Raw genomic sequence first — 20704 nt, forward strand, 5'->3', positions numbered from 1 at the left:
GATTCTTCAAGATTATGTGGCCCACCGCACATGCACCATCTACAATCTGTCGTGAAGTACAGCGACTTACGCGACGGAGTGTCATGCCAATACGCCTGCAGGATGTTTTGAACCATTCCACCCTCATTGCTGCCGAACCGGTGGTCCGCGCCGCCGCAGGAATCGCGGCCGAAACGCAGCTCCGGTGGATCCATTCCAGTGAAGTCCTGGACATCGCCCCGCTTCTAGGCGGCGGTGAGCTGCTGCTGACAGGCGGCCAGGCCCTCGCGCTGGCAAGCGACACGCGGCGCACCGGATACATCCGGGAGCTGGCGGAGCGGGGTGTGGCTGCGCTGGCCATCGAGACCGGCACTGAGCTGCCCTCCATTCCTTCGTCGATGATCTCGGCGGCGGAAAGCGCAGGCCTTCCCCTGATCGAACTTCGCAAAACGGTGCCGTTCGTGGGCGTCATGGAAGCAATCAACTCGCTGTTGGTGAGCGAGTCTGCAGGCCAATTGCAGCAGGCTGACCAAGCAAGCCACGCCATGGCGGTTGAACTGGCCCACGGCGGGAGCCTCGACCGGATCCTTGCCGTCCTCGCGGAAGCCACCGGCTCAGAAGTGGTGTTGACGTCGACGGCGGGAGCCACCCTGGCGAGTGCGGTGCCGGCCGAGGGCGCTGACAGCTCCAACCCGGCCGAGGCAGAGGACGGGGCGCGGGACCACCGCACAAAGGTCATCCACGTTGACGTGCCAGTGCGGGGAGTGCCTGCTGCCCGCCTCGCCTTGCACGTCCAGGGGGACGCCGATGTGAACCTGGCCAGGATCGCGGGAAGCCGATCCGTGGACATTCTTGCCCTTGCCCTGCTGCAGCGCATGCCACCCGGCCTGAAGGAAATGGCGGGCGCAGCACTGATCAGGGCAGTCGACTCGGGAACCCAAAACTGGCGGCTCCAGCAGCTCGCGCCGGCGGCGGGGATTCCGGCGGCTGGCCAGCTTGTCGCCGTCGTCATCCGATCTCCTGAAACCCAGCAACTCCGCACGGCGGTGGAACACCTCCTGCTGCGCGCGGGCCACCCAAGCGCGAGCTATGCCGACAACGCCGAGCTGCTGGTTCTGGCCGGCCTTCGCCCAGGCGACACCCAGGGGGACCGGAACAAGATCATCACCGGGCTGCACTCGCTGGCCGCGCCCGACGGAACTGTCAGCGCCGTTGGTCCGGTCACCTCCGGGATCGCATCGGCCCGCTGGTCCCTGGCGGAGGCGCGGCTGACCCTGCAACTCGCCGCCGACGCCGAGGCATTCAGGCCCGGTTCGCGACCAGGCGCCAGGGTGCTGGACGCCCAGGAATTCGCAGTGGAGCGGCTTGCCGTTGAAACCATGGACGAGGCCCGGCGGGAGGAGTTCATTCGCCAGGAGCTGGGAGCAATCCTCGACCATGATGCCCAGCGGCGGTCCGTTTTAGTCGAAACGTTGAGGGTTTGGCTGGACTCAGGATGCAACACCGCGCAGGCTGCCCGTGAGCTGCACGTCGAGCGGCAGTCCATGCATCAGCGGTTGCAGCGGATCTTCTCGCTGTGCGGCGGCGACCCCCGCGGGACCGGCAGGCTTGTTGCCCTGCACCTTGCGACGAAGCTGGCAAGCCTGCCGCGATCCGTGGGCGGCTGGCGCAACTGATGCACGCCTGAAGCAACGCTGGGGCGCGTTTCGGACCCATCAGGTGGGTGAAGACGCTTGACGTCACCCCATTTTTGGCCATGACCATTGACCCGCGCCCTCGGCGGAGCTATATTGATGCAACAAGGTTGCGTCCAACGCAACATGTTGAGGGCAATGAAGTCCCGTTCACAGCATTGAAGGGAAAGCGCGCAATGACCATCATCACCGAGAACGCATCGTCCGTAGCCGAGCTCGAGCGCCTGAAAGTACTGAACAACGGCGAAAAGGTGGACCTGACGTTCTCCGGCGCCGAGTTCGAGCGAAGGCTTGCCGGTCTTCGCCGGATCATGGCAGAGAAGGACCTGGACGCCGTCGTCCTGACCAGCTACCACTCCATCAAGTACTACTCGGACTTCCTGTTCACTACCTTCGGCCGCTCGTACGGCATGGTGGTCACCAAGGATGACACAGTCACCGTGACGGCCAATATCGACGCCGGCATGCCGTGGCGCCGGAGCTACGGCGACAACCTGGTGTACACGGACTGGCGCCGGGACAACTACATCTTCGCCATTCAGGAAGTCCTGCGGACGCGCGGCATCAACCCGCGCCGCATCGGCGTCGAGGATGACTCCTTGCCGCTGGACAACCGCAACAAGATCCAGGCAGCGTTCTCCGGCGCAACGCTCGTGGATGTGGCGCAGGCAGCGATGCGCCAGCGCATGATCAAGTCAGCGGAGGAAATCGAGGTCATCAAACATGGTGCCCGCATTGGCGACCTCGGAGGCGAGGCCATCCGCAATGCCATCACGGCTGGCATCACCGAGTACGAAGTTGCCCTGATCGGCACCGAGGCAATGGTCCACGAGATCGCCAGGACGTTCCCCAACTCTGAAATCCGGGACACCTGGGTGTGGTTCCAGTCAGGGATCAACACGGACGGGGCCCACAACTGGGCCACCACCCGGAAGGTCCAGGAACACGACATCCTTTCGCTGAACTGCTTCCCCATGACCTCCGGCTACTACACGGCGCTGGAACGCACCCTGTTCTACGGCGAACCGGATGCCCGTTCCCTGGAGCTCTGGAACATTAACGTGGAGGTCCACAAGCGTGGCCTGGAACTCATCAAGCCTGGCGCGGTCTGCAAGGATATCGCCGCCGAACTGAACGAGATCTACGTTGGTTATGGGCTCCTCGCCAACCGTACTTTCGGCTACGGGCACTCCTTCGGCGTCCTCAGCCACTACTACGGACGCGAAGCCGGGTTGGAACTCCGCGAGGACATCGACACTGTCCTGGAACCGGGAATGGTGGTCTCCATGGAACCCATGATTACTGTCCTCGACGGGCAGCCTGGTGCCGGCGGCTACCGCGAACACGACATCCTGGTGGTGGGCGAGGACGGGGCGGAGAACATCACCAAGTTCCCGTTCGGGCCGGAGCACAACATCATCGGGGCCTGACTCTCCCCTGACGCGCAGGAGGCGGCGCCACGTAACAGGTGGTGCCGCCTTTCCGGTCCCCGTACGGAATGATAGTAACCACCATGAGCCAAGAAGAATCCCCTGAAGCCAGCGGAAACGGCGATACGAGGGGCACGTCCGTCATCGTCAACGCCATCGCCGTGCTGCGAACCTTCACCGCCGATGAACCGTTGCTCGGCGTAACCGAGATCGCCACCCGGGTCGGCCTGCACAAAAGCACCGTTTCGCGGATCCTGTCCACTTTTGAACAGGAACACCTCGTGGAGCGCGATCCAGAGACCCGCCGGTTTCGGCTTGGTCTGGGCCTCATTGCCGTTGCGGGGCCGCTGCTGGCCGAACTCGAAGAGCGCCGCGTGGCCTACCCGGTCCTGCGTGAACTCACCGAGCAGACCGGCGAAACGAGTGCACTCATGGTCTGGAACGGGTCCGAGGCGATGTGTGTCGAACAAATCGCCAGCCCCCACCAGATCAAACACACCACTCCGCTGGGAGCCAGGTACCAGGACGCCATGAGCGCCTCCGTCCAGGTCTTCCTTTCCACCGAACCTGCCGAACGTGTCCGAGCCTTATTGCGCAGCGGAGCCATCACCTATCCGGGACTGGATGATGCCAGCCTTGAGGGCTACGAAATCAAACTCGGCGACATCGGCCACAGGGGATGGGCTATCAACTACGGTGAATCATCGATCGACGAAGTCGGGGTGGCCGCACCCGTCCATGACCACCGCGGGGACGTTGTGGCTGCGGTCCTCATCCCTGCCCCCCGGTTCCGCGTCTCACAAGAGCGACTGCAAAGTCTGGGCGAAGCCTGCGCGGCTGCGGCATTGCGGATCACCAGTCGCCTCGGAGGCCGGGCGCCCACGAATCCAGAACAGGCGAACCGGCACTAGCTCCAGGATCCGCGGCTCGGCTGCCATGGATTACAGCGGAAAGCTGGACCCGGGATCACCACCCGGTGTACTGGAGCGATGCGCAGATGATTCCAAGCATTGCCATTACGCCAAGAACGCCTACTGACCAACCTTCGATGGTCTTTCGCCGCTTGGCATTGCGTCTGGTGTGAGTATCGCTCAGCAAGGACGAACGTTCGGCAATCCTGCTCAGAGGGCGGTCACGCGGATCCCCGGGCGGATTTCCAGTCCGGCGTGACCGGACGAGGGTATCTGGCATTTGCTGCTTTCCAGGCGGAGGACATGATCGGGCCGAATAGTGCACTGCATCATGCGGAAGCCGGCACCTTTCCGGTGCCGGCCGCCGCACCATACGTAAGGCTCAGACGATGGCGGCCTTGAGCTCCTTGGCTGCCAATGCGGGATCAGCTGCACCATAAATTGCACCGCCGGCTACGGCAACCTCGGCGCCGGCCCGCTGGACGGCTTCGATGGTGGAGAGGTTGACGCCGCCGGCCACCGAGAACGGGACGCGTGCTTCTGCACCGGCACTGAGCAGTCCATCCAGGTCGAAGCCGGGCTGGGCCTGCTCGTCCAGGCCTGCGTGGAACTCCACGAATTTGGCGCCGAGGGCCCGTGCTTCCTTGGCGCGGGTGACCTTGTCCGGCACGCCAATGAGGTCCACGACGATGCCTTTGTTGTGTGCATGGGCCGCCTTCACGGCACCGGCGATGGTCGAATCGTCAGCGCTTCCCAGGACGGAGACCAGGTCTGCGCCGGCCTTGAATGCGATATCGGCCTCAAGTTCTCCGGCATCCATGGTCTTCATGTCGGCGAAAACGATCTTGTCCGGGTGGGCCTGTTTGATTGCGGTTACAGCCGTAAGTCCGGCTGCCTTGATCAGGGGCGTACCGAGTTCGATGATGTCAACGTACTCGGCGACCTTACCGGCCAGCTCAAGCGCGTCTTCGGTGGTCAGGAGGTCCATGGCTACCTGAAGCTTCATGATGTTTCTCTTTCTGTTGGTGTTGGCTTGGGGTTAAGGCAGAGGTTTATTCGAGGTTTGCGTGCCGGAGCCAGAGTTCCTCAGCCGGTGCGTCGGTGTCGTTCCAGATGGTTTGGAAAATGGCTTCGGTGAGGACGAAGAGGACCTGTTCGAAGAGGCTTCCCGAATACTGGCGGGTGACACTGGAGTTGTGATCCGTCTTTTGCGCGGCAGGTACGATCACTAGGGAATCCGCCAGGTCGGCGAGGCGGGAGTCGGGGTTGGTGGTCACCGCGGCCACACGGGCACCGGCCGCTGCAGCTGTTTCGGCCGCCTTCACCACGCCGGATGTGGAGCCGGAGCCGGAAGCGACCAGAAGCACATCGCCGGCGCGGATGGCCGGAGTTGTGGTGTCGCCCGCTACGTGGACGTTGAGGCCGAGATGCATTAGCCGCATGGCCGCCATGCGGAGGACGAGGCCGCTGCGGCCGGCACCGGCGACGAAAACCCTGTCGGCGGACCGGATGGATGCCGTCATCGCTTCCAGTCGGTCTCCATCGACCTGGGCTGCGGTGCCACCGATCTCGTCGGCAATGACGGACAAGTTCTGGAGAATTGCCCCGGCGCTGAGCCGGTCCGATGAACCGAGTGCTGTTGAACCCACAATTTTCTCCTTCGCTCTGTTGGAGGCCTCCATCCATCCGGGATGTATTCCGCCATCAATCCTGCCGCTGCTTTGGTATGGGTGTAACGCCCATAAAAGATGGTTATAGCTATACTTTCTGGTAGTTCGTGATCTGCTCCTGCCGAAAGGGCCCCATGACCAGCTCCCCAGTGGACAGGCTCCCCTCCCTCATGCCGCATGGCGGCCCCGGCGTCCCGGCTTTGCCATGGCCTTTGCTGGAGTCCGTCGCGGCGGTGGCGAACGCGTCACTGACCTCCATAGCGGAAGAACTACGGAAGGCGCTGGCTCCTTATCTCGGCAGCAGTGCCCTGGTCATCTTCACGGAGGACTGCACCGGCAGGCCCCAGAAGAAGGCGGGATTGGAGAGCATCATCTCAGGCGTGTCCATCGATGAGCTGGACAGCCTCCGTGCTGGCCTCAGCGGGGAGGAACCTTGGGTGGGGGAGGCCGTGATAGCCGCAAAGAAACGACCAGTTCTCGCGATGAAATACCTCTCCAGCAGGGCTTTGCTGGTGCTCACGGACCCTGTTGTGCCCGGCCGTGAGGCCGGTAACGCGGCGGCGGACGCAGATATCGCCAAGTACCTCTGGCACCTTGCCGCGCGCAGGATTCAGGAAAAGATCGCGGATGCTCCGCCTGCATATTTGCTGGAGTCCAGGGCGGCGTCAGCTGAACGCCTCCGGGTGACTTCCGAGCTGGTGGACCAGCACGCGACGACGCTTGAGATCGTCGCCGGGGCGCTGAGATCAACGGCACTGGACGACGCCGCAGCACGTGAAGCAGCCACTGATTTGGTGGCCAAAGCCCTTGTGCGGCTGCGCACATTGAGTGACAGGACCACGGACCTGATCGAAGAGCCGGTAGCCAGGGCATTCGAGCGCCTCCGGGAAGACCTTCTTCCGCTGACCCGTTTCAGCGGGGTGGAGGTACAGTTCGTCGAACCTCCCCTGACCGGGCGGGCACTCCCGGGGGAAGTCGCCCATGCCGCCCGAGCGATCGTGCGGGGCTTACTGCTGGCCATGCTGGACCAGCCGGAAGTTCGAAGGGTCAGGGCCCAGTGGGATTGCGACGGCGAGAATCTGCTGATCAATGTCCGCGACGACGGCGGCGGGACTCTTGCGGCGGACGCATCCAGTTTGGGCAGGCTGGACCGGCGGGTCCAGGCCCTGGACGGAAAGATGCAGGTAGAAGTCATGCCCGGCTGGGGTGCAGATGTCTCAGTGACACTGCCGTTGGATGCCCCGCAGGCTGCTCCGGCCGACGTCAGCGCTTGGAAATTGGGCAGCCGCGAGCTGGAAGTGCTGCAGCACTTGGCATCCGGTCAGCGGAACAGGTCCATCGCAGGCGCCCTCAACATCAGTGAAAACACGGTCAAGTTCCACGTGGGAAACATCTTCCGGAAGATGGGCGTCACCTCGCGTACGGAGGCGATAGCTCTGGCAACCAGCTTCGGCCTGCGGTGAATTGAAGCATTAACCGTTCGCGAAGGGCGGCAGAACGTCCACCACATTCTGCACACCGAGCGCCGAGTGGCGATCCCGCAACGCCCAGCTGAACAGTCATGCTTCCGGGTCGGATGCGGCGCAGCCGCCGTCAGCGGAGACCAAGATCGCTGTCAACATACGAGCCGGGGCGGTTTTCGGTGTGGTCCTGGCAGTTGCAGCAACCATCCAGCAGCAGCCGAACGGTCACAGGACTCGATGCTTCAAGCTGGATATCCACTGACTCTTTTCCGTTCCTGCTAACCCGGAGAGTCGGGCCTTGATCGTGGCGGTCGTACATGTAATAACCTCTGCTGCTGGGTGGGGGTGTGGGTGTGCCCCGGTGGCACGGGGTGGGGTGCCGCGTGCCGCCGGGGCGGGTTGTTGTTGGTGGTGTTATTTAGTGTTTGGGTGGGTCTGTTTGGTGGGTTTGGATGGTTGGGATGCTGCCGGTGTGGGTGCCGCCTTGGTGGGAGTCGGGGTCCGGGCATGTGTCGGCGCAGTCGTGTTTGGTGACGAGGTCGAATTGGACGCCGCCGTGTTGTTCGACTCCGGTTCTGATGGCCCGTTCGACGACGGATGTGGCCAGGCGCCGTCGGAGGGAGAGGGGATCGCGTCGTAGGTCTTTGGCGAGGGCGAAGCAGAGCAGGAGCATGACGAGGATGAAGGGTAGTGCTGCGACGATGGTGATGCGTTGCAGGCCGGCGAGGGCTTCGGAGGGTTCGTCGCCGCCGGCGAGCAGCATGACTGCGGCTACGGCGCCGGTGAGGGTGCCCCAGAAGATCACGACTCCGCGGCGGGGGTGTTCGGCGCCGTTGGAGCTGAGGGATCCCATCACGATGGAGGCGGCGTCGGCGCCGGTGACGAAGAAGATTGCGACCAGGACCATGGCCAGGATGATGACGGCGGCGGTGAGCCAGCCGGGCATGCCGAGGTTCTTGACCAGGTCGAAGAGTGCGCCGTCGAAGTTGACGGAGGAGACTCCGTCGGTTGTTGTTACGAGCCCGGGGGTGCCTGCTTTGTCGGCTTCTTGCTGGATGTGGAAAGCGGCTCCGCCGAAGATGCCGAACCAGATGACGCTGACGACGCTGGGCACGAGCAGCACGCCGGTGACGAACTGGCGGATGGTGCGGCCGCGGCTGATGCGGGCGATGAACATGCCGACGAAGGGTGTCCAGGAGATCCACCAGGCCCAGTAGAAGATGGTCCAGCCGGTCATCCAGCTCCGAAGGGCTTCGTCGCCGACTGCTTCGGTCCGGGATGACATTTCGGCCAGGTCGCGGGCGTAGTCGCCGACGGCGGAGGGGATCAGGTTGAGGATGAACAGGGTGGGGCCGGCGATGAAGACGATGAGTGCCAGGACGACGGCGAGGACCATGTTGATGTTGGAGAGCCACTGGATGCCGCGGCTGATGCCGGAGACGGCCGAGGCGACGAAGCAGAAGGTCAGGACCGCGACGATCCCGACGAGCACGGGGGTGCCGACTTCGCCGAACCAGCCGTTGGAGGTCATGCCGCTGCCGATCTGGAGGGCGCCGAGGCCCAGGGAAGCGGCGGTGCCGAAGAGGGTGGCGAAAATGGCGAGGATGTTGATGAATTTCCCGAGCGGGCCTTCGACCATTCTGATGCCGAAGAGTGAGGTGAAGGCTGCGGAGACCAGTTGCCGGCGGCCGAGGCGGTAGGTGCCGTAGGCCATGGCGATGCCGACTACTGCGTACATTGCCCAGGGGTGCAGGGTCCAGTGGAAGATTGAGGTGGCCATGGCCGTCTGGATCGCTGCGGGGGTGCGGCCGTCCACGGTTCCGGGCGGGGGAGAGATGTAGTGGTAGAGCGGTTCGGCTACTCCGTAGAACATCAGTCCGATGCCCATGCCGGCGGCGAACATCATCGCGACCCAGGAGACGGTTCGGAATTCGGGTTTCTCGCCGTCCTTGCCCAGCGGGATGTTGCCGAACTTGCCCAGGGCCAGCCAGAGGACGAAGACGACGAACAGGGAGGCCAGGACCATAAAGAGCCAGCCGGTGTATTCCATGACCCAGTTCAGGGCAACCGTGGAGGACGAGGCGAGGCTGTCCCGGCCCACGAAGCCCCAGATCACAAAGGCGATGGCGATGGCGCCGGTGATTCCGAAGGTGACCTTGTCGAGGGTGAGCGAGTGGTTCCGGCGTGCCGAGACGGCCTGCTCGGTTTTGGCAGTACGCAGCTCTTCGAGGATTTGCTCGTACTCTTCGACGTCCGGCAGTGGTTCTCCGGACCCGTCCTCCGGATCAAGGACAGCGGGGTTGGGGTCTTCGTTGGGGGGAGTTACTGCCAAAGCGTAGTCGGCAGGCAACTCCTCTGGGGGTGAGGGTTTTAAGTCACGGCTAATAGCCATGAGCGGGTCCTTTGCTCGGCGGATCATGGGCTTGCGATTCATAACTTGGCCTTCAACGGGAGGAAGCCCCCAACCTTCCTCCCGGTCCAACGCATTTCCCCGGACTAGTTGATGTAGCCGTTCGGGTTAAGGACATACTTCGTGGCGGCTCCGGCATCGAATTCCGCGTACCCCCGCGGGGCATCCTCGAGCGAAATGGCCGTGGCGTTGACCGCCTTGGCGATCTGGATCCTGTCATGCAGGATCGCCATCATGAGTTGCCGGTTGTACTTCATCACCGGGCACTGGCCGGTCGCGAAGGAGAGCGACTTTGCCCAGCCGGTGCCCAGGGACAGGGACAGGCTGCCCTTTTGGGCCGCCTGGTCCGCGGCACCCGGATCCCCGGTGACATAAAGGCCGGGAATGCCTACGGACCCGCCGGCTGCGGTGAGGTCCATCAGCGAATTGAGCACGGCGGCCGGTGCCTCCTGGGCCCCGGCACCGTGTCCGTGTCCGCGGGCCTCGAAACCGACCGCGTCGATGCCGGCATCGACCTCCCGGACGCCGAGTAACTGCTCAATCTGGTCAGCCGGATCGCCGATTGCCACATTGACGGTTTCGCAGCCAAAGGATCGGGCCTGGGCCAGGCGGTCCTCATTTAGATCCCCCACGATGACCACCGCGGCCCCCAGCAGTTGCGCGCTGGCCGCCGCTGCAAGCCCCACGGGACCGGCCCCGGCAACATAGACGGTCGACCCGACGCCGACACCAGCCGTAACGGCTCCGTGGAAACCGGTCGGGAGGATGTCCGAGAGCATGGTCAGGTCCATGATCTTCTCGAGGGCCTGGTCGCGATCAGGGAACCGCAACAGGTTCCAGTCCGCGTAGGGGACCAGGACGAACTCCGCCTGCCCGCCGACCCATCCGCCCATGTCAACATAGCCGTAGGCAGACCCTGGACGGTCCGGGTTCACGTTCAGGCAGATTCCTGTCTTGCCCTCCTTGCAGTTCCGGCAGCGCCCGCAGGAGATGTTGAAGGGGACCGAAACGATGTCCCCGACCTTGATGAACTCGACGTCGGGCCCGGTCTCGATGACTTCCCCGGTGATTTCGTGCCCCAGGACGAGGCCGGCCGGGGCGGTCGTGCGGCCACGAACCATGTGCTGGTCCGAGCCGCAGATGTTGGTGCTTACGGTGCGCAGGATGACTCCGTGCGGGACCTTCCGGCCGACATTGACGGGATTGACGCCGGGCCCGGCCTGCAGTTCAAAGGTGGGAAACGGGGTATCGATGATTTCCACGATCCCCGGCGCCTTGTATGCAACGGCTTTGTTACCTGACATTGAATGGCTCCTATGGGTTGGCGATCGAACTCCTCACGGCGATGCTGGTCGCATCAGACAGTCTGTGAGGTAGTTGTTGTCAGTTTTGGTGAAGCAAGCTGGAGCGGCTAGGCGTCGATCACCATATCGGTGCGCGCTGTGGAGCAGCAGGGCAGGAACTTGCCTGCATCGATTTCCCGTGCCCGGATCCCGCCCTGGTGGTTCATCTCGACCTCCCCGGAAAGCTTGACGACCTTGCAGGAGCCGCACATGCCTTCCTTGCAGTTCGCGCCGATCCTGACGCCCGCACGCTGTGCCGGACCGAGGATGTGCTCGGTGGGGTCGATGCGCACATTGATGCCGGTGCGCATGAAGGACAGGGTGAGGCTTCCCGTTCCTACGGTGTCGAAGGTCGAAGCATCGGGAGCCCCGGCCTCCGGCGCCCCGCCCGAACCGCCGTCGGGGTTTTCGGAACCGGGTGCGTCCGGGTCGACGGTTTCCAGCGGCAGCCCCGTGGCCTTCAGGGTTCCCTCGGCGTCGTAGCCGGGCTCGTAGAGCCCGAACGCTGAGGGCTGGCTTTCGTAGTAGTCCTCGGCGGAGTCAGCGATTTCCTCGGCGATTTCTTCGGCAATGTCCACTGCGAGCGCGAGCTCCGCCTGGTATTCAAGGAGCGTCTGACGATCTCCCGAGAAGAATTCCATATAAATGGAGGTATCGTCGACGCCAACCTTCCCCAGGAGCTCGGTGGCGGTGTTCAGGTAACCCTCCGGGCCGCAGGCATAGACCTGGCGGCCGTTGGCATCGGGGGCCACCTCATCCAGCATGGCTGCCGTCAGCCTTCCGCTGAGCCCTTCCCACCCCTCGGGTTTGTTGCGGTCGCCCAGGGAGTAGAAGACCTTGATGCGCGAGTCCACGGAGGCGATGTAGGCCAGCTCCATGTGGAAGGCAAAGCCTCCGGCCTCCGCTCCGTGGTAAAGCACCACAACATCGGCATGTCCGGGCAGGGAGTGGATGGTCCGCACCATGGACATGATGGGGGTGATGCCTGCGCCGGCGGCCAGCAAGAGATACCGCGCCCGGCGGTCGGCATCCGGCAAGTGGAATGCGCCGACCGGTCCGAGCATCTCCAGCACAGTGCCGGGTTTGACATTCTCGTGCACCCACGGTGAAACCAGTCCCGTGGGGTCGCGCTTGACGCTGATGTTGAAGGTCCAAGGCTCAGTCGGGGAACTGGACAGCGAATAGCTGCGGTCCACCGGATCCTGGTCCTCGCCGTTCACCGGGAAAGCGACGTTCACATACTGGCCCGCACGGAACGCCAGGGGCGCACCGTCGCAGCGGCGGAACACGAAAGTCATCAGGCCGCCCGCCTCGGGAACGGTCTCCACACATTCGGCCATGAACTCCTGTGGATGCCAGGGGCCCAGTGCACGGGCAGCGCGGGCGGGCGCCTCGGTGCTGCCCATGACCCTGTTCCACGGCATCTCAAGACCGCGAATGCGCTGTGGTTCCTGGATGGCCGTCTCGGTGAGGAGTTCAATCATGCCAAGTGCTCCTGGACACGCTGCACGTACCAGTTGATGAACGCCTCGACCTGGTATTCGCTCTTCATGTACGGGCCGGGCTGGTAGGCGGGGCTGCCGGCACCCTTCTGGCACAGCTCCACGAACGCCTTGTCCTGCAGGTTGGTCTGCTTCCAGGTGTAGGTGAGTTTGTCCAGATCGTAGTCGACGCCTTCCTCGGCGTCGTCAGCTACCAGCCAGGTGGTGCGTACCAGGGTCTGGTGTTCGTTGACGGGGAAGACGCCGAACGTGATGACGTGGTCGCTCTGGAAGTGGAACCAGCTGTTGGGCTGCAGGTGCATCGAGCAGCGGCCAAGGCGGAAGTCCCGCAAGTCGCCGAGCAGCTTCTTGGAGAGCCTGCGCCCATCGGGCGAGAACGATTCGCCCTCTCCGTCGAGCGATTCCCGTGAGATGCGGATTCCGGCGATGCGTGTGTCGAGCTCCTCGACGACCTCGTAGGGGAGGTCATAGCGGCGGCAACGCTCCTCGAGCGAGGACTGGGCTTCCTTGTTGCGGTCCCATACTTCTTCGAGATGGGCCGGGATCAGGCCCTCCGTCAGTCCCCAGGTGGGAAAGAGGGAGCAGGCGAGCTCCGGGTGTCCGTCGCAGTGGTAGCACTCACGGTTGTTCTCCATGACGAGCTTCCAGTTGCCCTCCTCGATGATGTTTTGCTGGTAGGCGACTTTCGTCTTCGACAGATCGTGGGGCGCGAGGTATGGCTCGAAGATCTTGGCGGTTTCGTCGAAATCCGTCGGCGGTTCGTCCGCAATGCAGACGAAGATGAGTCCGGCCACCTCGCGGCTGTGGGCGCGCTTGAGGCCGAAGCAGCCCTTGTCGAACTTTGTCTCCCCCGGTGCCGAGGCGTGGATCAGATTGCCCTCGGGGGAGTATGTCCAGGAGTGGTAGCCGCAGACCAGGTTTCCTGTTGACCCCGCGGGCTCGGTCAGGACACGGGCGCCGCGGTGGCGGCACACATTGTGCAGGACGTTCACGCCGCCGTCGTCGTTGCGCAGCACGATCAGGGAGTAGGGCCCGTAGTCGACGGTGATGTAGTCACCCGGCTCCGGCAGTTCCGCGATGCTGCCGGCAAAGATCCAGTGCTGGCCAAAGATGGCCTTCATGTCGATGCTGAAGATCGTCGGGTCGGTGTAGAAGGGGGCATCGAGGGAATATCCCGTGCGCCGGAACTCGAACAACTCGGTGATCTCCGCCAGCTGCTCTGCAGGCAAAGATGAAGCGAGTTTTCCGCGAGAGTTGAGGGGCAAGACTGGAACGGACATGTGTTTCCTCCCGGGAGGCGTGGATAAGTGTGTGATTCGTGGGGACCACGGCTGCGTGGGGTGCGAGCGGCGTTGTCGAAAACCTTGTAATGATGAGATTAGGGATCATTGATCCACAACAAAAGCGCAAGATTTGGAAGATATCCGTGCACAATAGGTGCATGATTGATGCGAGGCTTATCACACTTAGGGTGTTTGCCCGGTGCGGAACCATTGGCGCAACCGCGGAGCTCACAGGGTATTCCCCCTCCGCCGTCTCTGCGCAGTTGCGGGAGCTCCAGCGCCTGCTTGGAATGCAGCTGCTGACCAAGGACGGCCGGGGTGTGCGGCTGACCGCCACGGGCCGGTTTCTCGTGGCGGGCTCGGACAGCCTCATTGCCGAATGGGAGAGCCTGCGCGCTGCCGCCATGGAGGCAGGCGACCAGGTGCCGTCCCGTTTTGGGCTCGGCGGATTCTCGACGGCGGCCGCGCAGTTGCTCGCGCCGCTGGCCGCCACCCTGCGTTCAACACGCCCCCTGCTGGAGGTGCAGGTACTGGAGGCCGACCCGGCCCGCTGCTTCGATTTGTTGGTTGCCGAGCGAATCGACCTGGCGGTCATTGTTGCCATGCAGTCCGACACTTATGTTGAGGACGACCCGCGCTTCGAGCAGACAGTTCTGCTCGACGATCCCCTGGACGTGATCATTCCCGGTGACCATCCATTGGCATCGCGGGAAAGGGTGACGCTCGAAGAGCTCGCAGGGGAACCGTGGATCACCGAGGCCGCCGGCTCCACGTACCATTCCCTCTTCACCGCGGCGTTCACAGCAGTGGGAGTGACACCGCGGGTTGCCCATGAGGCCGTTGAGTGGGAAACCCAGATCGCCTTCGTGGGTGCTGGGCTTGGCGTGGGCCTGCTGCCGCGGCTGGCACCCCTGCGTAGTGCCGAGAACGTGGTTCGACTGCGCATTACCGGCAAAGGGAAACCCGCGCGCCGCATCGTCGCTGCGGTGCGGAGGGGCAGCATCGCATCGCCCCTGATCCAGGAGTCGCTTGGCATCCTGCAGGCCAGGGCCAATCGGATCCTCGCCGCCCGACCCGAAGACGATCTCTAAATGGCAATACATTCCTGCTGGGTGGGGGTGTGGGTGTGCCCCGGTGGCACGGGGTGGGGTGCCGCGTGCCGCCGGGGCGGGTTGTTGTTGGTGGTGTTATTTAGTGTTTGGGTGGGTCTGTTTGGTGGGTTTGGATGGTTGGGATGCTGCCGGTGTGGGTGCCGCCTTGGTGGGAGTCGGGGTCCGGGCATGTGTCGGCGCAGTCGTGTTTGGTGACGAGGTCGAATTGGACGCCGCCGTGTTGTTCGACTCCGGTTCTGATGGCCCGTTCGACGACGGATGTGGCCAGGCGCCGTCGGAGGGAGAGGGGATCGCGTCGTAGGTCTTTGGCGAGGGCGAAGCAGAGCAGGAGCATGACGAGGATGAAGGGTAGTGCTGCGACGATGGTGATGCGTTGCAGGCCGGCGAGGGCTTCGGAGGGTTCGTCGCCGCCGGCGAGCAGCATGACTGCGGCTACGGCGCCGGTGAGGGTGCCCCAGAAGATCACGACTCCGCGGCGGGGGTGTTCGGCGCCGTTGGAGCTGAGGGATCCCATCACGATGGAGGCGGCGTCGGCGCCGGTGACGAAGAAGATTGCGACCAGGACCATGGCCAGGATGATGACGGCGGCGGTGAGCCAGCCGGGCATGCCGAGGTTCTTGACCAGGTCGAAGAGTGCGCCGTCGAAGTTGACGGAGGAGACTCCGTCGGTTGTTGTTACGAGCCCGGGGGTGCCTGCTTTGTCGGCTTCTTGCTGGATGTGGAAAGCGGCTCCGCCGAAGATGCCGAACCAGATGACGCTGACGACGCTGGGCACGAGCAGCACGCCGGTGACGAACTGGCGGATGGTGCGGCCGCGGCTGATGCGGGCGATGAACATGCCGACGAAGGGTGTCCAGGAGATCCACCAGGCCCAGTAGAAGATGGTCCAGCCGGTCATCCAGCTCCGAAGGGCTTCGTCGCCGACTGCTTCGGTCCGGGATGACATTTCGGCCAGGTCGCGGGCGTAGTCGCCGACGGCGGAGGGGATCAGGTTGAGGATGAACAGGGTGGGGCCGGCGATGAAGACGATGAGTGCCAGGACGACGGCGAGGACCATGTTGATGTTGGAGAGCCACTGGATGCCGCGGCTGATGCCGGAGACGGCCGAGGCGACGAAGCAGAAGGTCAGGACCGCGACGATCCCGACGAGCACGGGGGTGCCGACTTCGCCGAACCAGCCGTTGGAGGTCATGCCGCTGCCGATCTGGAGGGCGCCGAGGCCCAGGGAAGCGGCGGTGCCGAAGAGGGTGGCGAAAATGGCGAGGATGTTGATGAATTTCCCGAGCGGGCCTTCGACCATTCTGATGCCGAAGAGTGAGGTGAAGGCTGCGGAGACCAGTTGCCGGCGGCCGAGGCGGTAGGTGCCGTAGGCCATGGCGATGCCGACTACTGCGTACATTGCCCAGGGGTGCAGGGTCCAGTGGAAGATTGAGGTGGCCATGGCCGTCTGGATCGCTGCGGGGGTGCGGCCGTCCACGGTTCCGGGCGGGGGAGAGATGTAGTGGTAGAGCGGTTCGGCTACTCCGTAGAACATCAGTCCGATGCCCATGCCGGCGGCGAACATCATCGCGACCCAGGAGACGGTTCGGAATTCGGGTTTCTCGCCGTCCTTGCCCAGCGGGATGTTGCCGAACTTGCCCAGGGCCAGCCAGAGGACGAAGACGACGAACAGGGAGGCCAGGACCATAAAGAGCCAGCCGGTGTATTCCATGACCCAGTTCAGGGCAACCGTGGAGGACGAGGCGAGGCTGTCCCGGCCCACGAAGCCCCAGATCACAAAGGCGATGGCGATGGCGCCGGTGATTCCGAAGGTGACCTTGTCGAGGGTGAGCGAGTGGTTCCGGCGTGCCGAGACGGCCTGCTCGGTTTTGGCAGTACGCAGCTCTTCGAGGATTTGCTCGTACTCTTCGACGTCCGGCAGTGGTTCTCCGGACCCGTCCTCCGGATCAAGGACAGCGGGGTTGGGGTCTTCGTTGGGGGGAGTTACTGCCAAAGCGTAGTCGGCAGGCAACTCCTCTGGGGTATGGGATTTTAGGTCACTATGAGAAGCCATGAGCGGGTCCTTTGATCGGTGAGGCATGGGCCTGCGGTGAACATGGCCCTCGGGAGTCAGGCCGGGCGGAAGGCTGGGGGCCTCGCCCGATTCGATGATCATGTTGTTGCCGTCGACATTTTGCACTTTGTGGTGCCCGCCGGCGGTTTCCGGGGGTGCGTCCGGGGCTCCGGTGCATGGGCACCTCTATGTTGAGGGGATTGATTTCGCGCTACGTGGGTTAAGACGGAATCGTTCCGCATGGCTCAACGGTGTTCGTAGTAAGCAACAGATTGCGCTCGATAGCAAGGGATGTCAAGGGTTGGGGCGGATTTGCCGGGAATGTGACACCCGCCGGGAGATGGAAGCCGCTGTTGCGTATCACGATGGCCGTTGCGCAAGAAGACAGCGCAAAGGATCCCCGTGAGGATTGCGAAACATGCCCGTTGGGCCGGGCCTACCGGCGCCTGTAGCCCATTTTTGTGCTGATGGTCAGGCCTGCATCCTTGAGCCCGTCAACAAGCCCGGGCTGGTCTTCCGGCGTGAACCGGAAGGCGGGGCCGGAAATACTCACCGCAGCGATGACGTTTCCCAGGTGGTTGTAGATCGGCACTGCAACCGCCGTCAGCCCGATCTCGAACTCCTCGTGAACGACGGCATAGCCATTGCGGGCGACGTCCAGAAGCTGCTTCTCAAGCTCCGTGCGGTTGGTGATGGTCCGTGGCGTGCGGGCAGGGAGGCCGATCCTTTTGAAGATCGCGTCCCTTTCGTCGGCAGTCAGGGCAGCGAGCAGCACTTTTCCACTGGACGTTGCGTGCAGCGGTGTCAGGCTGCCCACCCAGTCATACGTGGCCAGCGTTGAGGGTCCCATTGCCTGGTCCACGTTAACGGCGAAATTCGATCGCAGCACGGCCAGGTTGACTGTTTCCTTATATGCCGCTGCGAGGCTCTCGAGAACCTCCCTGGCTTCGTGAACTACGCTCAACCTGCCCGGGATGGACGATGCCAGGCGCAGGATGCCAAATCCCAGCTGGTACTTTCCACGTTCGCTGTTCTGCCGCACCAGCTCGCGCCCGACCAAGGATCCCACAAGCCTCGACACGGTGGACTTGTGAATCCCCATCTCTTCGGCGATTTCACTCACGCCGGCGTCGCCTTCGCGGGCCAGGATGTCCAGGATCTGGAGCGCGCGGTCCACAGATTGGACGCCTCCAGCCTGCGCCTCGGCGTCCTTGTCCGGGTCATTGCGTGCGGCCATCATGCCTCGTGTCGTCATCTATGCAGGGTGTGCGAGCCCGGATGGAGGTTCCAGCCACCCTTCCTGCTCATCTTGAATCATCCTAGACCGACACTGCCGCAAGGCCGTCAATCGGCGTCAGGCGCGGCAACGCAGGACCCCGTCGGCACCAACTGACCACGGCCCCGGCTTCGTCGCCCTGGACGGCAGCTGTGGCCTGGTCCACCGAGATGGGGTCAGCGCTGAACTCGGCAAAGACAACGTCAAGGCCTGGCATAGGTCTCCTCGCGGGCCACCTTCCGCGGACGGCCCAGCCTTTCACGACCGGCGTAGACGTTCAGGCTGTGTCCCCTGCTGAATCCAACCAGCGTCACTCCGGTCTCGACGGCGAGGTCAGCGGCCAGGCTTGAGGGCGCGCTCACAGCAGACAGGACGGGAATGCCGGCCATGGCAGCTTTCTGGACAAGTTCGAAGGACGCGCGCCCGGACACCTGGAGGACGGTGCCACTCAGAGGCAGCAGGTTTTGGCGCAGCGCCCATCCCACCACTTTGTCCACAGCGTTATGGCGTCCGACATCCTCCCGGAGACAAAGCAACTCAGGGCGGGCGCCATCTACTGTGAACAGGCCAGCCGCGTGGACGCCGCCCGTCTTGTCGAAGACCGCCTGGGCCTCGCGAAGCCGCTCCGGCAGTTCGGCGAGGACATCCACGGGAATCTGCAGCGTGTCCTGGGCAGGATCGAAGGGCAGGGTCTTGCGGACCGAATCGATCGAGTCTGTTCCGCAGATGCCGCAGGAGCTTGAGGTATAGACATGCCGCATGGTGTCAGGCATGGGTACATCCGGCCTCAGCTGGGCCTCGACCACGTTATACGTCTGTTCTCCCCCGGCATCGCCCGCGCAAAAGCGCAGCGATACCAGCTCGGAGTGGGAACTGATGATGCCTTCCGAGACCAGGAACCCGGCCACCAGGTCAAAATCGTCCCCCGGGGTCCTCATGGTGACAGCGAAGGAGCGGCCGCCGATGCGGATTTCCAAGGGCTCCTCGGCGGCGAGTACGTCTTCCTTGAACCGCACCGGGTATTCGGCGCCGGAACCGTCCAAATGGAAGCGGTGGATCTTGCGGCGCTGTGTCATGCGGGCCATGCGGTGCTCCGTGCTCTGTGGGTGGTGGCAAGGATTGTTTCGTTGGCCTGCGTCCAGGGGAGTGGGAGCACGGAAACCGGCTCGCCGGACTGGACTCCACCAGGGGGCACGGCCATGACGCCGTCGGCCCAGGCCAGTCCACGCATCATGCCGGGCCCCGTATGCGAGGTAGGGAAGGCAAGCCCCTCGATGAACGTGCAGGGAATCAGTCGCGTACGGCCGTGGCACGGATCAACGTCAGCCGCGGAGGCCACCTGTCCAATGGCGCTCAGGGGCCTGCCGCCGAGTGCCTCCAGCAGCGGTCCCCCAATAGTGATGAGGGCCATCATTGCTGCCAGTGGGTTACCGGGCAGCCCGACGACGAAGCGGCCGTCCGGGAGCCCCGCCAGGACTGCCGGGTGGCCTGGCCGCATGGCGATGCCATCCAGCAACAGCTGTCCGCCAAGGGCAGCGATGGCGGCGCGAAAATGATCTGTCCCGGAACATCCGGTTCCGCCAGTGGTTATGGTCAGGTCCGGCATCGGCCCGGGGAACGCGTCAGAACCGCCAAGTGCCGCGAGCCACTCGGGGTAGGAATCCCCGATCCGCAGGGAGCCGGCAGGCGTGCCGCCGAGAAGGGAAATGACGGTGCCCAGCTGCGGACCAAAAGTGTCCCGGACATGTCCCGGTTCCGGAATGCCTGACGTGACCACTTCGGAACCGGTCAATACGACGCCGACCACCGGCTTGGCCTGCACCTGCAGGTTGTCGTGGCCCGCCACGGCAGCGAGGGCAATGTGGCCCGGGTTCAGTGTTGTGCCGGCGGGGATCAGCACCTCACCGGCAGCAGCTTCCTCGCCGGCGAGGCGAATGTGCTGGCCCAGGCCCGGCTCGCCTTCCTTTGCATTGTCACTGAGCCGCAGGAGAAGGCTGCCGTCGGCATCTTGATGGATCTGGCCACTTTCCTTGCGGAGTATCGACTGGGCGCCTACAGGTACCAGTCCCCCGGTGGCTATGACGCTGGCACTCCCGGGGCGCAAAAAAGGTTCATGGCCGGCAAGGATCCATGGACCGCCGCCGTTGATCGCCCAGCCGTCCATGGCAGAAGAGTGGTAATGCGGGAGTTCCTGCAGGGCGGTGATGTTACGGGTAAGCGTGTGGCCTGCTGCCAATGCGAGGGGAACCTCCACGGGCGCGAGCGGGACCGCGCAATCGAAAGCCAGTTGACGGGCTTCGAGCCAGGTGGGGGAGGAATGTCCGGAAGGACGCCATGCAGAGCGCACCTCCGAACTGCTGCCGCTGGTGGCGTTATCTTGGGCCAGCAAGGGGTGCCCCTTTCCATAAGGTAGTGATGCAATGAAACGCCCTTGTACTGTCCGGCCACTGCCGGTGCTGCCCCGTCGCCCGAAAGCGGTGCTTCGATGAGGATACCTCCCCAGGTTTCAGGCCACCGAAGCACCATTTACAGGAACGGGACAGCTCATCCTTCGCAAGGACGAAGGCTGTCAGTGGAA

Annotated in this window: 15 protein-coding genes and 1 pseudogene; 5 read left to right on the top strand and 11 right to left on the bottom strand. The window is 63.7% G+C overall.

What is annotated here, in order from left to right; translation table 11 throughout:
* The first annotated feature begins 83 nt into the window (after positions 1 to 83).
* The 3 genes from ABV518_RS09985 to ABV518_RS09995 all read left to right on the top strand — a co-directional run bounded on the left by ABV518_RS09985 (position 84) and on the right by ABV518_RS09995 (position 4014).
* Positions 84 to 1655: a PucR family transcriptional regulator gene (locus ABV518_RS09985; RefSeq protein WP_367766857.1), complete on the top strand. Its 1572-nt coding sequence runs from the start codon at positions 84 to 86 to the stop codon at positions 1653 to 1655.
* A gap of 194 nt (positions 1656 to 1849) precedes the next feature.
* Positions 1850 to 3103 (top strand): aminopeptidase P family protein, encoded by a 1254-nt coding sequence (locus ABV518_RS09990; protein ID WP_367766859.1) that lies wholly within the window; start codon positions 1850 to 1852, stop codon positions 3101 to 3103.
* Positions 3104 to 3186: 83 nt separating this feature from the next.
* Positions 3187 to 4014, top strand: a complete 828-nt coding sequence (locus ABV518_RS09995; protein ID WP_367766861.1) for an IclR family transcriptional regulator — start codon at positions 3187 to 3189, stop codon at positions 4012 to 4014.
* A gap of 382 nt (positions 4015 to 4396) precedes the next feature.
* On the opposite strand, the gene hxlA is transcribed toward ABV518_RS09995, so the two are convergent.
* Together hxlA and hxlB are read right to left on the bottom strand one after the other, a co-directional pair.
* The gene (gene hxlA / locus ABV518_RS10000; protein WP_367766863.1) at positions 4397 to 5020 is read right to left on the bottom strand and encodes a 3-hexulose-6-phosphate synthase; all 624 of its coding nucleotides are present in this window, start codon (positions 5018 to 5020) and stop codon (positions 4397 to 4399) included.
* A gap of 46 nt (positions 5021 to 5066) precedes the next feature.
* Positions 5067 to 5663, bottom strand: a complete 597-nt coding sequence (hxlB, locus tag ABV518_RS10005) for a 6-phospho-3-hexuloisomerase (protein ID WP_367766865.1) — start codon at positions 5661 to 5663, stop codon at positions 5067 to 5069.
* 191 nt (positions 5664 to 5854) lie between these two features.
* On the opposite strand from hxlB, the gene ABV518_RS10010 reads away from it, so the two are divergent.
* Positions 5855 to 7147, top strand: a complete 1293-nt coding sequence (locus tag ABV518_RS10010; protein WP_367767066.1) for a LuxR C-terminal-related transcriptional regulator — start codon at positions 5855 to 5857, stop codon at positions 7145 to 7147.
* A gap of 418 nt (positions 7148 to 7565) precedes the next feature.
* Here ABV518_RS10010 and ABV518_RS10015 read toward each other — a convergent pair whose 3' ends face one another.
* From ABV518_RS10015 to ABV518_RS10030, 4 genes are all read right to left on the bottom strand, one after another.
* Positions 7566 to 9539 (bottom strand): BCCT family transporter, encoded by a 1974-nt coding sequence (locus ABV518_RS10015; RefSeq protein WP_367766867.1) that lies wholly within the window; start codon positions 9537 to 9539, stop codon positions 7566 to 7568.
* Between the two features lie 104 nt (positions 9540 to 9643).
* Positions 9644 to 10861 (bottom strand): formaldehyde dehydrogenase, glutathione-independent, encoded by a 1218-nt coding sequence (gene fdhA / locus ABV518_RS10020; RefSeq protein ID WP_367766869.1) that lies wholly within the window; start codon positions 10859 to 10861, stop codon positions 9644 to 9646.
* Between the two features lie 107 nt (positions 10862 to 10968).
* A complete protein-coding gene (locus tag ABV518_RS10025; RefSeq protein WP_367766870.1) occupies positions 10969 to 12384 on the bottom strand; it encodes a ferredoxin reductase in 1416 nt (471 codons plus the stop codon).
* Positions 12381 to 13682: an SRPBCC family protein gene (locus ABV518_RS10030; RefSeq protein ID WP_367766871.1), complete on the bottom strand. Its 1302-nt coding sequence runs from the start codon at positions 13680 to 13682 to the stop codon at positions 12381 to 12383. The genes ABV518_RS10025 and ABV518_RS10030 overlap by 4 nt, the downstream gene beginning before the upstream one ends.
* Positions 13683 to 13843: 161 nt before the next feature.
* Here ABV518_RS10030 and ABV518_RS10035 point away from each other — a divergent pair, with 161 nt between their 5' ends.
* On the top strand, positions 13844 to 14776 hold the full coding sequence (locus tag ABV518_RS10035) for a LysR family transcriptional regulator (protein ID WP_367766873.1): 933 nt from the start codon (positions 13844 to 13846) through the stop codon (positions 14774 to 14776).
* Positions 14777 to 14876: 100 nt separating this feature from the next.
* Here ABV518_RS10035 and ABV518_RS10040 read toward each other — a convergent pair whose 3' ends face one another.
* From ABV518_RS10040 to ABV518_RS10060, 5 genes and pseudogenes are all read right to left on the bottom strand, one after another.
* Positions 14877 to 16850 (bottom strand): BCCT family transporter, encoded by a 1974-nt coding sequence (locus ABV518_RS10040; RefSeq protein WP_367766874.1) that lies wholly within the window; start codon positions 16848 to 16850, stop codon positions 14877 to 14879.
* A 436-nt stretch (positions 16851 to 17286) separates the two neighbouring features.
* The gene (locus ABV518_RS10045) at positions 17287 to 18087 is read right to left on the bottom strand and encodes an IclR family transcriptional regulator (RefSeq protein ID WP_367767067.1); all 801 of its coding nucleotides are present in this window, start codon (positions 18085 to 18087) and stop codon (positions 17287 to 17289) included.
* A gap of 148 nt (positions 18088 to 18235) precedes the next feature.
* Positions 18236 to 18343 (bottom strand): annotated as a pseudogene (locus ABV518_RS10050) (molybdenum cofactor biosynthesis protein MoaE); the annotation flags it as partial.
* The gene (gene fdhD / locus ABV518_RS10055) at positions 18330 to 19211 is read right to left on the bottom strand and encodes a formate dehydrogenase accessory sulfurtransferase FdhD (RefSeq protein WP_367766876.1); all 882 of its coding nucleotides are present in this window, start codon (positions 19209 to 19211) and stop codon (positions 18330 to 18332) included. The gene fdhD and the pseudogene ABV518_RS10050, both read right to left, overlap by 14 nt.
* Positions 19199 to 20473 (bottom strand): molybdopterin molybdotransferase MoeA, encoded by a 1275-nt coding sequence (locus ABV518_RS10060; RefSeq protein ID WP_367767068.1) that lies wholly within the window; start codon positions 20471 to 20473, stop codon positions 19199 to 19201. Before ABV518_RS10060 ends, fdhD begins: the two co-directional genes overlap by 13 nt.
* Positions 20474 to 20704 lie beyond the last annotated feature (231 nt).

The sequence above is a fragment of the Arthrobacter sp. HS15c genome (assembly GCF_040812005.1).
Lineage (GTDB): Bacteria > Actinomycetota > Actinomycetes > Actinomycetales > Micrococcaceae > Arthrobacter.

Excerpts from the sequence above, each read along its gene's own strand:
- ABV518_RS10025 (WP_367766870.1), bottom strand. The coding sequence starts at position 12,384 with ATGATTGAACTCCTCACCGAGACGGCCATCCAGGAACCACAGCGCATT.
- ABV518_RS10035 (WP_367766873.1), top strand. The coding sequence starts at position 13,844 with ATGATTGATGCGAGGCTTATCACACTTAGGGTGTTTGCCCGGTGCGGA.
- ABV518_RS09985 (WP_367766857.1), top strand. The coding sequence starts at position 84 with ATGCCAATACGCCTGCAGGATGTTTTGAACCATTCCACCCTCATTGCT.
- fdhA (WP_367766869.1), bottom strand. The coding sequence starts at position 10,861 with ATGTCAGGTAACAAAGCCGTTGCATACAAGGCGCCGGGGATCGTGGAA.
- ABV518_RS09995 (WP_367766861.1), top strand. The coding sequence starts at position 3,187 with ATGAGCCAAGAAGAATCCCCTGAAGCCAGCGGAAACGGCGATACGAGG.
- ABV518_RS09990 (WP_367766859.1), top strand. The coding sequence starts at position 1,850 with ATGACCATCATCACCGAGAACGCATCGTCCGTAGCCGAGCTCGAGCGC.
- hxlA (WP_367766863.1), bottom strand. The coding sequence starts at position 5,020 with ATGAAGCTTCAGGTAGCCATGGACCTCCTGACCACCGAAGACGCGCTT.
- ABV518_RS10040 (WP_367766874.1), bottom strand. The coding sequence starts at position 16,850 with ATGGCTTCTCATAGTGACCTAAAATCCCATACCCCAGAGGAGTTGCCT.
- ABV518_RS10045 (WP_367767067.1), bottom strand. The coding sequence starts at position 18,087 with ATGGCCGCACGCAATGACCCGGACAAGGACGCCGAGGCGCAGGCTGGA.
- ABV518_RS10010 (WP_367767066.1), top strand. The coding sequence starts at position 5,855 with ATGCCGCATGGCGGCCCCGGCGTCCCGGCTTTGCCATGGCCTTTGCTG.
- ABV518_RS10030 (WP_367766871.1), bottom strand. The coding sequence starts at position 13,682 with ATGTCCGTTCCAGTCTTGCCCCTCAACTCTCGCGGAAAACTCGCTTCA.
- ABV518_RS10015 (WP_367766867.1), bottom strand. The coding sequence starts at position 9,539 with ATGGCTATTAGCCGTGACTTAAAACCCTCACCCCCAGAGGAGTTGCCT.
- fdhD (WP_367766876.1), bottom strand. The coding sequence starts at position 19,211 with ATGGCCCGCATGACACAGCGCCGCAAGATCCACCGCTTCCATTTGGAC.